This window comes from Roseibium sp. (assembly GCF_039982295.1).
Classification (GTDB): domain Bacteria; phylum Pseudomonadota; class Alphaproteobacteria; order Rhizobiales; family Stappiaceae; genus Roseibium.
Window position 1 is genome coordinate 46220 of record NZ_JBDWYP010000058.1, and the last position, 14241, is coordinate 60460.

At 54.3% G+C, this 14241-nt stretch carries 15 protein-coding genes and 1 pseudogene; 7 read left to right on the plus strand and 9 right to left on the minus strand.

The window, feature by feature from the left end:
- Positions 1-45: 45 nt before the first annotated feature.
- Positions 46-219 carry a Flp family type IVb pilin gene (locus ABJZ52_RS12305; protein ID WP_348192620.1) on the minus strand — a complete coding sequence of 58 codons (174 nt, stop codon included), beginning with the start codon at positions 217-219 and terminating at the stop codon, positions 46-48.
- Between the two features lie 514 nt (positions 220-733).
- Here ABJZ52_RS12305 and ABJZ52_RS12310 point away from each other — a divergent pair.
- From ABJZ52_RS12310 to ABJZ52_RS12335, 6 genes and pseudogenes are all read left to right on the plus strand, one after another.
- Positions 734-1189 (plus strand): pilus assembly protein N-terminal domain-containing protein, encoded by a 456-nt coding sequence (locus tag ABJZ52_RS12310; protein WP_348192623.1) that lies wholly within the window; start codon positions 734-736, stop codon positions 1187-1189.
- Positions 1190-1311: 122 nt separating this feature from the next.
- Positions 1312-1794: a TadE/TadG family type IV pilus assembly protein gene (locus tag ABJZ52_RS12315; protein WP_348200095.1), complete on the plus strand. Its 483-nt coding sequence runs from the start codon at positions 1312-1314 to the stop codon at positions 1792-1794.
- A pseudogene (locus ABJZ52_RS12320) lies at positions 1788-1967 on the plus strand (TadE/TadG family type IV pilus assembly protein); the annotation flags it as partial. The gene ABJZ52_RS12315 and the pseudogene ABJZ52_RS12320, both read left to right, overlap by 7 nt.
- A gap of 84 nt (positions 1968-2051) precedes the next feature.
- A complete protein-coding gene (locus ABJZ52_RS12325; protein ID WP_348200097.1) occupies positions 2052-2369 on the plus strand; it encodes a hypothetical protein in 318 nt (105 codons plus the stop codon).
- Between the two features lie 119 nt (positions 2370-2488).
- Complete coding sequence (locus tag ABJZ52_RS12330; protein WP_348192629.1) at positions 2489-3901, plus strand: bifunctional enoyl-CoA hydratase/phosphate acetyltransferase; 1413 nt, start codon at positions 2489-2491, stop codon at positions 3899-3901.
- A gap of 4 nt (positions 3902-3905) precedes the next feature.
- Positions 3906-5072 carry an acetate/propionate family kinase gene (locus tag ABJZ52_RS12335; RefSeq protein WP_348192632.1) on the plus strand — a complete coding sequence of 389 codons (1167 nt, stop codon included), beginning with the start codon at positions 3906-3908 and terminating at the stop codon, positions 5070-5072.
- On the opposite strand, the gene ABJZ52_RS12340 is transcribed toward ABJZ52_RS12335, so the two are convergent.
- On the minus strand, positions 5069-5995 hold the full coding sequence (locus ABJZ52_RS12340; RefSeq protein ID WP_348189016.1) for a PhnD/SsuA/transferrin family substrate-binding protein: 927 nt from the start codon (positions 5993-5995) through the stop codon (positions 5069-5071). The two genes, ABJZ52_RS12335 and ABJZ52_RS12340, sit on opposite strands and share 4 nt — an antisense overlap.
- Before the next feature lie 90 nt (positions 5996-6085).
- On the opposite strand from ABJZ52_RS12340, the gene ABJZ52_RS12345 reads away from it, so the two are divergent.
- Positions 6086-6703, plus strand: coding sequence for an HAD family phosphatase (locus tag ABJZ52_RS12345; RefSeq protein WP_348192636.1), 618 nt, complete (start codon positions 6086-6088; stop codon positions 6701-6703).
- A gap of 9 nt (positions 6704-6712) precedes the next feature.
- On the opposite strand, the gene ABJZ52_RS12350 is transcribed toward ABJZ52_RS12345, so the two are convergent.
- The 7 genes from ABJZ52_RS12350 to ABJZ52_RS12380 form a co-directional block, all read right to left on the minus strand.
- Complete coding sequence (locus ABJZ52_RS12350; protein ID WP_348192639.1) at positions 6713-7744, minus strand: histone deacetylase family protein; 1032 nt, start codon at positions 7742-7744, stop codon at positions 6713-6715.
- 26 nt (positions 7745-7770) lie between these two features.
- Positions 7771-8775, minus strand: coding sequence for an aldose epimerase family protein (locus ABJZ52_RS12355; RefSeq protein ID WP_348192642.1), 1005 nt, complete (start codon positions 8773-8775; stop codon positions 7771-7773).
- A 91-nt stretch (positions 8776-8866) separates the two neighbouring features.
- Positions 8867-10366, minus strand: a complete 1500-nt coding sequence (locus ABJZ52_RS12360; protein WP_348192645.1) for a phosphomannomutase/phosphoglucomutase — start codon at positions 10364-10366, stop codon at positions 8867-8869.
- Positions 10367-10438: 72 nt separating this feature from the next.
- Positions 10439-10963: a TIGR02281 family clan AA aspartic protease gene (locus ABJZ52_RS12365; protein ID WP_348192648.1), complete on the minus strand. Its 525-nt coding sequence runs from the start codon at positions 10961-10963 to the stop codon at positions 10439-10441.
- Between the two features lie 90 nt (positions 10964-11053).
- On the minus strand, positions 11054-11950 hold the full coding sequence (locus ABJZ52_RS12370) for a ribokinase (RefSeq protein WP_348192651.1): 897 nt from the start codon (positions 11948-11950) through the stop codon (positions 11054-11056).
- A 116-nt stretch (positions 11951-12066) separates the two neighbouring features.
- Positions 12067-12696 carry a uracil phosphoribosyltransferase gene (upp, locus tag ABJZ52_RS12375; protein ID WP_192110772.1) on the minus strand — a complete coding sequence of 210 codons (630 nt, stop codon included), beginning with the start codon at positions 12694-12696 and terminating at the stop codon, positions 12067-12069.
- A gap of 64 nt (positions 12697-12760) precedes the next feature.
- The gene (locus tag ABJZ52_RS12380) at positions 12761-14005 is read right to left on the minus strand and encodes a DUF1688 family protein (protein WP_348192655.1); all 1245 of its coding nucleotides are present in this window, start codon (positions 14003-14005) and stop codon (positions 12761-12763) included.
- Between the last annotated feature and the right edge of the window lie 236 nt (positions 14006-14241).

Genomic DNA, 14241 nt, shown 5'->3' on the forward strand with positions numbered 1-14241 from the left:
CTAATCGCCCGACCGCTCCAAACGTATATATTCTCAAGCCAACTCTTAGGAGGCAGAAGAAAGCGCGTTAGAGATGCTTGTGAAAAGGCTGTTCAGATTCGTCGACATCGTGCCAAGGACCGTGATCAAAGCAACGGCGATAAGACCAGCAATGAGGCCGTATTCGATTGCGGTTGCGCCAGATTCGTCCTTAGCAAAACGTGCGAAAAGATTTTTCATGAGTTTACTCCAATGTACCACTTGTTTTGACAGCTTCTGCGTTCGTCGTGCCTGTTGGTCGGCCGTTCGAACATGAGGTCAATGTAGCCGCCGCCCGTTTCCAAGGAGTTAAAATTACCAAGTAAGTGATGTTTTTTACGCAGCTCCCTCTTTATAGTTAATAGTATATTTCTTATTTTTCTAAATTTTTCTTCAATTCCACCTCCCGTATAATTATCAAATTTCTCCACTTAGTCATCATCATAACTCTTATTTCATTCAAATTATTTTAAAGTTCGAATTTATGTCAGTTAATTTTTTTATAATTTTGGCATTTTTACTTGATACGCCGACGAGATGAACATTGCCGAATTCTGTCATCGAGCATCTTCCTATTTCCTATTTAAACGCTCTATTTGCCATCCAGCGTGGTGCCACAAAATACACCGCGCGTTAGGGCTTCCTTCACCTTGTTCTTGGTAAACATTCGTAAACCTCATCAGATCTGAGGTAGGTCATGACGATGGATTTTTCTATGCTCAAAAGAATGTGCATCTGCGCCTTCCTTACGTTTTCCGGACAGGCAGCATCCTCGGAAGAGGCTGTTGTTTCGGTGACAGTAGACCGCGCGAAGGTATTCCGGATCGACGAGCCCGCGAGCACAGTTATCGTTGGAAATCCATTTATCGCAGACGTCTCCATGCATGACCGCTACACGGTCGTTGTCACTGGAAAGGCCTACGGCAGTACAAATCTGGTTATTCTGGATGACGCCAACAAGCCGATTATAGATGAAGTCATCATTGTAAAGGCGTCTGGCGAGAATACCGTATCGGTTACAAGAAACTCGGCCCGGACAACCTATTCATGCGCACCTGTTTGCGAGCCAACCCTGCGCATGGGCGATAGCGAAGAAGCTTTTGCATCTGCTGCACAACAATCAACAACGCGCAATGACCTTGCAGTCCAGGCCGCTGGCGGTTCAAACTAGAGCACTCCATGATGAAGTCGGCAAACAAGAATTGCGGGCAGATCCGTTCCAATCGTCGCTTTTCCTCTGTGTCACGTCTCCTCGGGCATATGTTGCGGCGATACACGAAGGACCGGAATGGAGTGACAGCCATTGAGTTTGCGGCTGTTGGACTTCCGTTTCTCATGCTGGTCTTTGGACTTTTTGAATTCGGCTTGGCATTCCTCGTGAATCGCGTTCTCGACAACGCAACACTTGAATCCGCGCGACTAATTAGAACCGGCCAGGCACATCAAAGCAGCTTTGACGCAGCTGCCTTTAAGACTGACGTCTGCACAAACATGACAGGTATACTTTGCCAGATGTCCAGGCTGACTATCGACGTTCAAACCTATAGCGACTTCGCTTCTCTTGACGATATCCCCGACCTCATAGATGAAGACGGCGAGCTAAAAGAAGACACGGATTTCAATATTGGGGCGGCGAATGACATTATCGTGGCCCGTGCAGTCTATCGCTGGCCAATGTTCACTTCGATGCTACGCACTGATGCCGGTGACACGGGAGATATGGAACGACTTCTGTTTTCGACTGTGATCTTCAGGAATGAGCCTTTCCCATGGTAGCTCCGCGCGAACAAAATCGACGAAGAGAGACAGCCTCTCAGCTTATCTCGGATCGATCCGCTGTGGCTGCGGTTGAGTTCGCCCTCATCCTCCCATTCCTTCTTTTGTTGCTCATTGGGATGGCCGAGACGACCAGTGCCTTGAATCAGGATAGGAAAGTCAGCCAGATTGCGAGCTCTGTCGCCGATCTCGTCGCCCAAAGCGAGTCCATTTCGACCTCAGAAGCGGCTGATATCATGCTTGCGGCGTCTGCAATCATGAGCCCTTACGAGAGCTCAAGGTTGTCGGTCACGATCGCAAGTGTCACCTTCGATGATGAAGGCAACGGCGAAGTCGACTGGAGCGTCGATCAAGATGGCGGCACCCCTTGGGCTGCCGGATCAGAACCTCCGATCGATATCCCTGAAACAATCGCAAAAGCCGGAACATCAATCGTCGTCGGACAATCAAGCTACACTTATATTCCAATGTTTGCGAGCCTGGCTCAGAACCTGTTCCCCAGTGCATCAACCATTCCTATGGGCGACGTTTATTTTTTAAGACCCCGACTATCGACCTCTGTGACCTTTAACTGAGCCCTGACGTAGCCATTTGCCCGTATTTGATCCGTCGCACAAGACGGCTAGTCTGTTCGTGTCTACGCTGCATTGCAGCAAATTGAAGCGCGACACCGGGCAAATGGATGAAGGCAAGAATGGCTACGAACAAGACATTTGATCAGATTGAGGTCGGTGATTGCGCGGAAATCACTCGTGTATGTTCAACCAACGACCTGCTCATCTTCGCGCATGCCTCCGGGAACAGGAACCCACTCAATCTACCCGACACCGATTGGACAGGTGACGGCGTGGTCGACACGCCGCTGGCCCCATCCATGTGGGTAGGCGCTTTGATATCGGCAGTTCTGGGTAACATTCTACCTGGGCCCGGAACCGTCTACAAAAAGCAAACTCTGGCGTTTGACCGCCGCGTAGCGGTGGGTGACAGTCTGACGGTTCGGGTCGAGGTGACCGCCAAAAGACCGAACGAAATGCTCGATCTCGAAACCACGGTCAGCACGGAATCCGGTGACCTTGTCGCGTCGGGCATGGCCGAAGTTGTCGCACCAAAACAACAGATCGAGTTTGACGCCTCGGAGCTACCTGCACTCCTGATCGAGCGCCACCGGCATTTTAACCGCCTGATCACGCTCGCGAAAACACTGTCGGCACTCCCAACGGCAGTCGTTGCTCCCGATGACGAAAGCTCACTGGAAGGGGCAATTCTCGCGGCGAGAGAGGGCCTGATCGAGCCCATTTTGATCGGAGCACGCGATCGTATCGAGGCGGCAGCCAAGGCTATCGACGAGGACCTTTCTCCGTTTTCCCTCATCGATATAGAAGATGAGGCAGCGGCTGCGGCAAAAGCCGTCGCAATGGTTCATGAGGGCAAAGTCAAAGCCATCATGAAAGGGCATCTGCACACAGATGACCTTCTGAGGCATATCGTTAAACGTGACGGCGGCCTTCGCACAAAGCGGCGGATCAGCCATGTTTTTGTGATGGACATTCCAGGCCGTGCGACACCCGTACTGATCTCGGATGCAGCCATCAACATTGCGCCTGATCTCAACACCAAAGTCGACATCACACAAAATGCGATCGACGCGGCTCTATCGCTTGGCTTGCCCTTGCCGAAGGTCGGTGTTCTTTCTGCGATCGAAACCGTCAACCCTGCTATTCCGTCCAGTCTTGACGCAGCGATCCTCTCAAAAATGGCAGAACGAAATCAGATCAGGGGTGGCATCGTCGATGGGCCGCTTGCGATGGACAACGCGATCGACGTCCAGGCAGCCCGCACAAAAGGTATCACTTCTCTCGTTGCCGGGCGTGCGGAAGTGCTCATCGTGCCAAATCTGGAATCGGGCAACATGCTTGCGAAGGAGCTGACCTTCATCGCCCATGCGGAGGCAGCCGGCCTTGTTATTGGCGCGAAGGTGCCGATCATGCTCACCAGTCGGGCGGACGACAGCAGGGCACGACTCGCATCCTGCGCGCTGGCCCTGTTGTTCAACCATTGGAAAGCGACGGGTAATCCCGTCGAAACTCTTGAGCCGATCGAGGGATGAGCAGATGAGTGATCCGACCATCCTCGTGCTGAACTCCGGCTCTTCGTCGATCAAGTTCGACCTGTACGATGGAGATGCAGAGACGGTGAAGGGCCAGGTCACGGGGCTCGGGGCCAAGCCCTGGATCTTCATCGAGAACTGTGTTGATGGGACATGCAAGGACGAGGCGCTATCTTCAGACGCAGGCCAATCGCACAAGACAGCGCTCGGTGCACTCCTGTCCTATCTCAAGGATCTCACCAGCGTTACCCGGATAGACGCTGTTGGCCACAGGGTCGTTCATGGTGGCCACCTTCATTCCCGGCCGCGCGTCATTGATAACGCATTACTCGCAGAACTCGAAACCCTGATCCCGCTGGCGCCATTGCACCAGCCGCATAATCTAGCCGGCGTCACCGCTGCCAAGTCGGCGTTCCCGCAGGCCATACAGGTTGCGTGCTTCGACACCGCGTTCCACCGGCATCATCCGTGGGTCAACGATACGTTTGCGCTGCCGGATTCTTACTATGACGAAGGGATCCGCCGCTACGGATTTCACGGCCTTTCCTACGAGTATATCTGCGAGCACCTGAAAGAGAGGCGCCCGTCCGCACATGATGGTCGACTGGTCATAGCGCACTTGGGAAACGGGGCCTCGATGTGCGCGATCAAGAATGGAAAGAGCATCGGCTCGACGATGGGCTTCACCGCACTCGACGGACTGCCGATGGGCACGCGCTGCGGCCAGCTGGATCCCGGGGTTGTCCTCTACCTCTTGACAACCAAAGGCATGAGCCCCGAGGACGTCTCCGATCTTCTTTATAGAGAATCTGGACTGAAGGGTCTTTCAGGCATCAGCCAGGACATGCGGGCGCTCAGCGAAAGCACATCACCAGAAGCCGCCAAGGCGATCGACTATTTCGTTTTTCGCGTACGCCGCGAACTTGGCGCGATGGCAGCCGTCCTAAGCGGACTCGATACGCTGGTCTTCACCGGGGGCATTGGGGAGAACGCGACTACAATCAGGGAGCGCGTTTGCGAAGAACTGGACTGGCTGGGATTGAAAATTGACCCGGACAAGAATGATGCAGGAGAGACTGACATTTCCAGCACAGATTCTCGCGTAAGCGTGCTTGTCATTCCCACAAATGAGGAAGCCATGATCCGCCGGCACACAGCCCGGTTCCTCTAGGGATTGGCTGCGAGCACTTCCTGAAAATCAGGTGCATACGATCTGAGCATGGCGCGGTAGTCAGCGTGGACAACGGGCTCCAGCCCCCCCGGGAAATCAGGCTCGATTGAGAAATAGGCCGCGGGAGATGCATCCCGCAGTTCGAGCAACGCGCCTCGAAGCGCGCGCTTTTGCTCATCAGGAAGATCAGTTCGAACCGAGTGCGCGTTGTAGGGAATGGCAGGCGAGCGCCAGACAATCTGCAATTTGTCCAGCCCGGCTGCCCCGCTCGTGAACAACTCGTTCAAAGTTCCCGCAGTGTAACCGGTCTCCATCTTGCCAGACAGCGTCGACCATCCCAAACTCGCATCAATCCTCTCTTCAAGCACGGCCTGCAAACCTTCGACCGGGTCCTTTACCCTGACACTGGTCCGAAAATGCTGACGCACATCAATACCTTCAGCAAGCAAGTTGGAAAGTGGCACCCTATAGCTGGAGATGGAATTTGACTGCCCGATACCCAGTCGCCCACCTTTCAGATCGGAAAGTGTCGCGCCTTGATCCGCCGATTTGACGATCAGTACAGAATAGAAGCGGGCTGGAAAATGATCCGGACGCGCGGTCGCCAGCGGTTCGATGCAGGCACACTGGGTAAAGGCGGCAGCATAGGACGCCGGCGAGAGCCGAGCATAGTCGATATCCCCTTTGACAAGGGCTTCCGCGAGTTCGCCGAGCGTATCGATCAGAAACAAATCAACTGGAACATCAAGTTCGTCTTCCAGATAGAGGCGAAATGGCTCGATGCGTTCTCGCATCGCTTCATCCGCACCAACCGCAACCCCCAATCGCAACCTCTGCAGGCCTTCCTGCTGCGCCCAGCTTGTTGTCGCGGGCAGGAGAACCAACGCGGCCAGCGCGAGAAAGAGAGAAACTCTGATTTTCATAATTTTGCCATCGGTTGGTACCTAGCTTCGAAGCACGCATCGATGCTTAAAGATTTAATCGCCATCTCAATAGCAAATTCAGGAGTTTTCATGACCACCGCCATTTCAACAGTCGTTTTTGATGTCGGAAATGTCCTGATTGAATGGGACCCAGAACACCTTTATCGGGATTTGATCCCGGACGCAGCAGAGCGGCAATTCTTTCTATCCGAAATCTGCTCAATGGATTGGAATCTTCAGCAGGATTTAGGCCGCAGCTGGAGCGAAGCAGTGTCATCGCTAAGTTCCCAGCACCCCGAGCACGCCGAGCTTATCGCAGCTTACTCGTCACGTTGGCACGATATGGTTCCAGGCGAGATACAAGGATCAGTCGAGGTCCTGGAAGCTTTGAAGACGGCAGATGTTCCGCTTTATGCGATCACCAATTTTTCCTCGGAGAAGTTTGCCGAAGCACAGGACCGATTTCCCTTTCTCAAGACCTCTTTCAAGGACATCATTGTCTCGGCCGAGGAAAGATTTCTAAAACCCGATCTCAGGATTTATGAAGCCCTTTTCGCGAGAAATGCCATCACGCCATCGGAATGCGTCTTCATCGACGATTCAGAGAAAAACGTCGCAGGTGCCCGAGACGCCGGTATGGCGGCTCTGCATTTCACGGGTGCCGACAAACTCCGGCAGGATCTGCGAGAGATGGGATTGCCGGTTTGAGCGCGCGGTTCAACCGCGCTCGAAACCTTCCAGAACATTCACGCAATTGGTGCCGAGAGCTTCGACGGCATAGCCACCTTCCATGAGGAAGACCGTCGGCAGACCAAGGAGTGCAAGCCGTTTCCCAAGCTTCGTAAAATCGTTGCTTGCGAACTTGAAACCTGAAATCGGATCCTCTTCGAAGCAGTCGAGGCCAAGCGAGACGATCAAGTAGTCAGGCTTGTAGATTAGAAGCCAACGACACGCATCATCAAGCGCCTTTTCATAAGCTTGCCAGGTGGTGCCAAGCGGCATCGGCCAGTTCCGCGTATAGCCCTTACCGGCATTCTCTCCTGTTTCATCTTCATGGCCCAGGAAATACGGATATTCCACCTTCGGGTCGGCATGCAAAGAAAGAAAAAGCACATCTGAGCGATCGTAAAAAATCGACTGGGTGCCGTTGCCGTGATGGTAGTCAACATCAAGGATGGCAACCCGGTCAGCGCCATGATCCCTGAGCCATTGTGCTGAAATGGCCGCATTGTTCAAAAAACAATAGCCACCGAAGAAATCACGCCCTGCATGGTGTCCAGGCGGGCGGCAAAGGCCAAACGCGGCTTTTTCACCTTGCTTAACCAATTCTACTGCTGTCAGCGCAGTGTTGGCCGCCGCTTTTGCAGCTTCAAAAGTGTGAGGGCCAATCGGCGTGCCTGCATCCATGGAATATCGACCCAAAAGGCCATCAATGTGATCGGGTGCCGGGTCTTCACGCAATGACCGTATCGGCCACACAAAAGGAAATGCTTCAGAGCTCCGGCCGACCGCAGTCCACCGCCCCCAGAAGCTCTCCATGAATGCGAGGTAGTCTCGCGAATGAACGCGGGCCAGCGGCTTTTCGCCAAAATCCTTTGGCTCGATCACTGCCCCAAGTTCACGACTCTGAACCGTGCTCAAGACAATTTCGGCGCGTTCCGGAATTTCAACGGCCGGTTTCAGCTGACCGTCAGAAATTTCATGCTTTGGAGCATGCTTGAGCTGGTTCTGAGAAAAAATTGTTTTCAACGAGACGCCCCTCCAATCAAAACCGCTCAGGAAAAACGGAATTCGGTGATGTGGTTGTAAGTCTCATCCGGACGCAAAAGCACTTCAGTGAAATTGTCATGATTGACGCTATCCGGCCAACGTTGAGTCTCCAGGCAAAGTCCGGCGCAGGCACCGTAGTCTGCGCCACCCAAACCGGGCGAGTTGGTCTCAATCTTGTAGCCGTCGTAAAGTTGAATTCCGGGCTCGGTGGTCCAGACCTCCATACGGCAATCCCCTTGCGGATCCTCGAGGGCGGCAGCAAAAGCAACCTGATCAAGAGGCTCATCGCCCAGGCAGAAATTGTGATCAAAGATCACGCCTTTTTCTGAGGCCTTCCTTCTCAGCTTCCGGCCTTCGCGAAAATCATAGGGCGTCCACTCAACCTTGCGAATCTCGCCTGACGGAACGAACTCATCAGTCACGGGCAAGTACCGATCGGCAGCAATCTCAAGCACATGGCCCAGGATGTCCGGCGTACCGGCAAGATTGAAATAGCTGTGCTGGGTCACATTGACGATGGTCGTCGCATCGGTGGTTGCGGTGAACTTGACACGCAACGCGCCTGCGCCTGTGAGGGTGTAGCGGCACAAGACTTCAACACGCCCGGGGTAGCCCTCATCTCCGTCTTCCGAGACGAGCTTCAGAAGAACGCCTGCCTTGTCATGCTGCTCCAACGACCAGACACGATCGGCAAAGCCAACATTGCCGCCATGAAGGTGATGCTTGCCCTCAATGTTCTGCGCCACTTGATAGGCATGGCCGTCAATCTCGAACCGGCCATTCGAGATCCGGTTTGCGCACCGACCCGGTACTGCGCCGAAGAATGCATTGTTCTGCAGGTAGCTTTCAAGATCCTCAAATCCAAGGACAACGGTCTTTCCGTTAAAGGCCAGGTCCCGGACAATAGCACCGTAGGTCAAGACTTTGGCTTCAAGCGGCCCTTTTTTCAGGCTGATTTCCTGAACCACAGTTCCGTCTGGAAGTCTCCCGAAGTCCCGGATCGTCGACATTGCATTCCTGTTTCTTCGTATAGCGTCTGTACGCAGATCGACGCGAAAGGAGTAGAGGACTGATACTCTACCCCGCTCAATTCACACGGCTTTAAAGCGTCTGATTGTATTCGCCGACTTCCGGGTTCTCGCGCAGAACCGTATCCACCGCCTTGAACATCGCATGAAGTCGCTCTTCGGAAGTCGGGCTTTCAACAACAACAACCAGTTCCGGCTTGTTGGAAGATGCCCGAACCAGGCCCCAGGTGCCGTCATCGGTCACAACACGGACGCCGTTCACGGTAATCAGGTCAGTGATCGGGCTTCCGGCGACCTTCTCGCCCTTCATCTGCATGTCCTTGAACCGTGCAACGACGCGGTCGACGACGTCATATTTGATTTCATCTTCACAATGCGGAGCCATCGTCGGTGAGCCCCAGGTCTTGGGCAAGTCACGGCGGAGATCCGCCATTGTCTTGTCCGGATTCCGGTCGAGCATATCGAGGATCGCAATCGCGGATACCAGACCGTCGTCATAACCACGGCCAATGGGAGCGTTGAAGAAGTAATGCCCCGATTTTTCGAATCCGACGATTGCGCCCAACTCCGTCACCCGGCGCTTGATGTAGGAATGGCCGGTCTTGTGGTAGTCGGTCTTGGCGCCATTGGCTTGCAAGACCGGGTCGGTATTGAAGAGACCGGTCGATTTCACATCGACAACAAACTGGGAATTGGGGTGCAAAGCGGAAATGTCGCGCGCCAGCATCACACCGACCTTGTCCGCGAAGATTTCTTCGCCTTCATTGTCGACAACACCGCACCGGTCGCCATCGCCGTCAAAGCCAAGCCCTACTTCGGCACCTGTCTCAAGCACCTTGTCGCGGATGGCATGAAGCATTTTCATATCTTCCGGGTTTGGATTGTAGCGCGGGAAGCTATGATCGAGTTCTGTGTCGAGCGGGATCACTTCCGCACCAATAGCCTCCAGAATGCGCGGTGCAAAGGCCCCAGCCGTGCCGTTGCCACAAGCTGCGACGATCTTGATCGGGCGCTTCAGCTTCGGCCGGTCAGTCAGGTCCTTGATGTAGGTCTCGGCGAAGTTCTCGACATAACGATAGCTGCCGCCGCCCCTTGCATCGAATTCCGCCTCAAGCACGATGTCCTTCAAACGCCCCATTTCATCCGGACCGAACGTCAGCGGACGGTTGATGCCCATTTTGACACCCGTCCAGCCGTTGTCATTATGGGATGCGGTGATCATTGCAACGGCAGGCACATCCAATGCGAACTGTGCGAAATACGCCATCGGCGACATCGCGAGACCGATGTCATGAACATTGATTCCAGCCGCCAACAATCCGTTGATCACTGCCATCTTGATCGCCGAGGAATAGCTGCGAAAGTCATGCCCAACGACGATATCGGGCTGCACGCCGCGCTCGTGCATCAGGGTACCGATGCCCATGCCAAGGGCCTGCATGCCCATGAGATTGATCTCTTTTTCAAACAACCAACGCGCATCGTACTCACGAAAGCCGGTTGGCTTGACCATCGGCAAGGATTCGTAGGCATAGGTGTTCGGTTCAAGAGCGGGCTGCGGCTTGGGAAACATTACTCACCTCTTAAGGGTAAAACGGGTCAGATCCATTGCTGGAAAAGTGCATGTTTGAGGAATGACGCGACCTTACTGAACAAGGATCATGGTGTCATTCGAAATGTCGAAACCCCTGAGGCGACCAAGGGCGGACATTCCCAAAAGCGGAACAGACAGGGCCTCATCTTTCAGAACAATCACGTCGATGTTTTTCAAGCGGATTGAACCCAACTTCAGTTCACGGATGACAGAGCGCGCACCATGGGTCGCACCATTCGCAGTCTGGACAGGGAGGTTATAGTCTGAAGGTTGCAGAAATATGCCAATCTTCCTGGCCTGACTTTCGGGCAAAGCAACCGCGGAAGCACCAGTATCGACAAGCATATCCAGAAAACGCCCATTTAGCCGCGCTTCGGTCATGTATTGTCCATTGTCGGCCGCTCGGATTTTATGTGTCCTTCCTGCATTTGCCTCATCCGCATCGCCTTCCGAAGAGACTACCTGCCCACCCCTGACCATGTCGAGAAAGCCCACGACGTCATCACCATCCACTAAACGCGGAACGATCAAAGCAGTTGCAGCAACAACCAAAATTATAAGCGAGACAGGCCACATTGGTCGGTAAGCTTCTTTGTGAACCGGATTTTCCAATCGAACAGCGAGCCTAACAAAGACCCCTTAGCACGATGTGAAGGTGCATCAGTTTTAGAGTTGTGCGGCAAGTTTCTGAATATCGCCTTGGCTGGGTGCGCTCGATTGGGCGCCGGTCACCGTACACGCCAAGCTGCCCGCAGCTACTGCCTGCTTCAATGCAGCTTCTGCTTGATCTCCGCGATCGATGGCAGCGGCCAGTGCGCCACAGAAGGCATCACCCGCACCCGTCGTATCGTGAACGTCAATCGACGGAGCCTTGATCCGAAAGCGCTGTGCCCCTTTGCCCGCGCAGATCCCGTCCGCGCCCATTGTCACAACGACAAGCAGATCGTCTTTTGGGAATGCACTGACGAATGACTCCGGTTCGGACGGCAGTCCCAGCAATGCCGCCAATTCTTCCGCCTCGCCCTGATTGACGACAAGAATGTCTACATCACCGACCAAAGCTGCACACTTGAAACTTGGAACGGGCGCCGGGTTCCAGATAAGCGTTGCATCGGCTGCATGTACCAACTCAACCGCTGACATGAGTTCAGCTTCAGGCAGCTCTCCTTGCATCAACACGATGTCTTCGGATGCCAGCCCCGACTGCAACCAGTCTGCCGAAACACGCGTATTGACACCACTGGCGACAATAATCTGATTTTCACCGCTTGCCTCGACGCCGATAAAGGCGAGACCGGTCGCTCCCTCCAGCCGCCGAACAGTGTCCAGCCTGACCCCGGCGTCATGCAAGCCGGTCAAAGCAGGGGCTGCGAATGCATCCTGACCAACCGCTCCGACCATTTGCACGGAAGATCCCGCACGCCGGGCAGCCAAAGCCTGATTCGCCCCCTTTCCGCCAGAAAAGGCCTGGTGGTCAGGACCGATGACCGTTTCACCGCGCTCTGGAAGCCTCGCAACCGCGACAACCAGATCCAGATTGATAGATCCAAATACGGTGATCATTGCCGCCCCTTCGCTTCCGATTTGTGATTCACACGATAAGAACCAACCCCGAACAAGCACAAACAGAAAAGGCGCCCGGACGGATCCGAGCGCCTCAATTCCTTAGCATGCCCGACTTACTTGGTGCCGTACATCCGGTCGCCCGCATCGCCGAGGCCCGGCACGATATAGCCGTGATCGTTCAGCTTCTCATCGATGGACGCTGTAAACACCGGAACATCCGGGTGTGCATCGATGAACTTTGCCACACCTTCAGGTGCTGCAAGGAGACACAAGAAACGTATGTTGTTTGCGCCGCGCTGCTTCAGCTTTTCTACGGCGGCGATGGCGGAATTGGCAGTCGCAAGCATGGGGTCGACCACAATCACCAAGCGTTCGTTCAGGTCTTCGGGCGCCTTGAAATAGTATTCAACCGGCTGCAGCGTGTCGGGATCACGATAAAGTCCGATATGAGCCACGCGCGCCGACGGCACCAGATCCAACATACCTTCAAGGAGACCATTGCCTGCTCGCAAGACGGAGGCAAAGACCAATTTCTTGCCAGCAAGCGTCGGCGCCTGCATTTCACAAATTGGCGTTTCGATCGTCTGGTTCACCACCGGTAGATCGCGTGTCACTTCATAGCACAGCAGAAGTGATATCTCGCGAAGCAGACGTCGGAAGCCTTGTGTGGAAGTTCCCTTGTCACGCATGATTGTCAGCTTGTGCTGGACCAGCGGATGATCGACGATTGTGGCTCCGGACATGTTTGCCTCTTTGGTTTGGGGCCCCGAGAAGATGGGCCTGTGCCGTTCAGAACAGTTTGAAGTGCTATGCCCTGAAAGGTAGCCAAAAAACACCCCCGCCGCCGAGGATTTTTGACGCTTTTCGCCATGCTTCGGGATTTTCCCGTGCAATTAGCCTTCCGGCGGGAAGCGTGCCGCCTTCTTGCACACAGGTCATTGGCAACGACGTCTCATCCGCATCGAGCTTGTCCCGTAGCTTTTGAGCAAGCTCTGACAAGAGGCCGAGGGTTGATGCCCGCAACTCCAGCGCCTGCGTCTCCGAAGTTTCAGAGGTATCGGTTTCGAATTCAATCGCACCACATGCCAGGAAAAGTGCGGCGTGCTCAAGATTGGCCAGGCCCGGCACCGCTTCGAGATCGTCGACGGAAAGACCGACCCAGGCCAAGGGTTCGATGAGACTGTAAAAAATGGCCAGGGCAGGCAGATGGAACGGCACGAGATCTGATGCAAGCCCGACCTTCAACGCACCTTCATGCTGCCAGGTGTCACCGAGGATGACCTCGTCCAACATCGCGCCACCCTGCCACAGAGGTGACAAACCGTCGAGCAATCCATCCACGATGTTCGATGCTTTGAGAATGCCATCAGTCTCCTGCAGGCTCAGGTTTTGCAGCAAGCAGCCGGGGCGAATTTCATCCTCCAACTCAAACAAATCGGGGCGCAATCCGATTGTCTCCCCGAGCCGTCGCAACAATGCTGTCAGCTGAGAAATTTCAGAGCCATCCTCCAACTCGGTCAGCTGAACGCCATCAGCAATTTCTGCTTCTTCGAGGCGGATCAACGCGTGCGCATCGACGCGCAATGGATCGTTTGGCTCTGCGGAAAACGTCCCAGCGGTGAACATTGCCAAGGTGGCTAAAGAGCGCCCCAATGCGCCCTCAAAGGCTACACCTGAGACCGGTTCGACAAATGTCCAGTCCGGCCGGAGTGCGACATCCATGACCGCCGACAGGACTGCCAGGTCTCCGGCTGACCTCAGCATTTCCTCGGCGGTTTCAAAGCCTCGGGCTCCAGCGAGCATACCCCATCGGTCAATCTCTCCCGTCTCAAAGTGGCGCCAACATCCGAGCGGCGGAATCTGGTGATCGGGATAGTTTTTCTCGACTTCTGCAGCTGCCCAGCTGACGGCGGTCTGCAGGCGCTCCGGGTGAATGCGCAATCCGATGATTTTGCCATCGTATGCCGCTTGCAAGATCTGCTGTGTACGAACAACAGCTGTTTCAACACTCAGGATTGAAACAGCCGCAGAGACGGTGTTGCTATCACTCATAAATCAATCGACTTTCACGAATTCGGCTTTGGTGCCTCTGACAACACAATTTACCTGCGGATTAGCCAGATACACTGATGGATATGGAACTTTTCCTATCCCAACGGATTAGGCAACTACATGGTGATTTGGGCTGATATTCCAACGGGTTCAAATCATCAACAACGGCAACCGTTTGTTCTCTGTTGTTTTTTAGCGGGAGAGTTCAATGCGCGCCGTCCTGCCTAAGCCGGTCT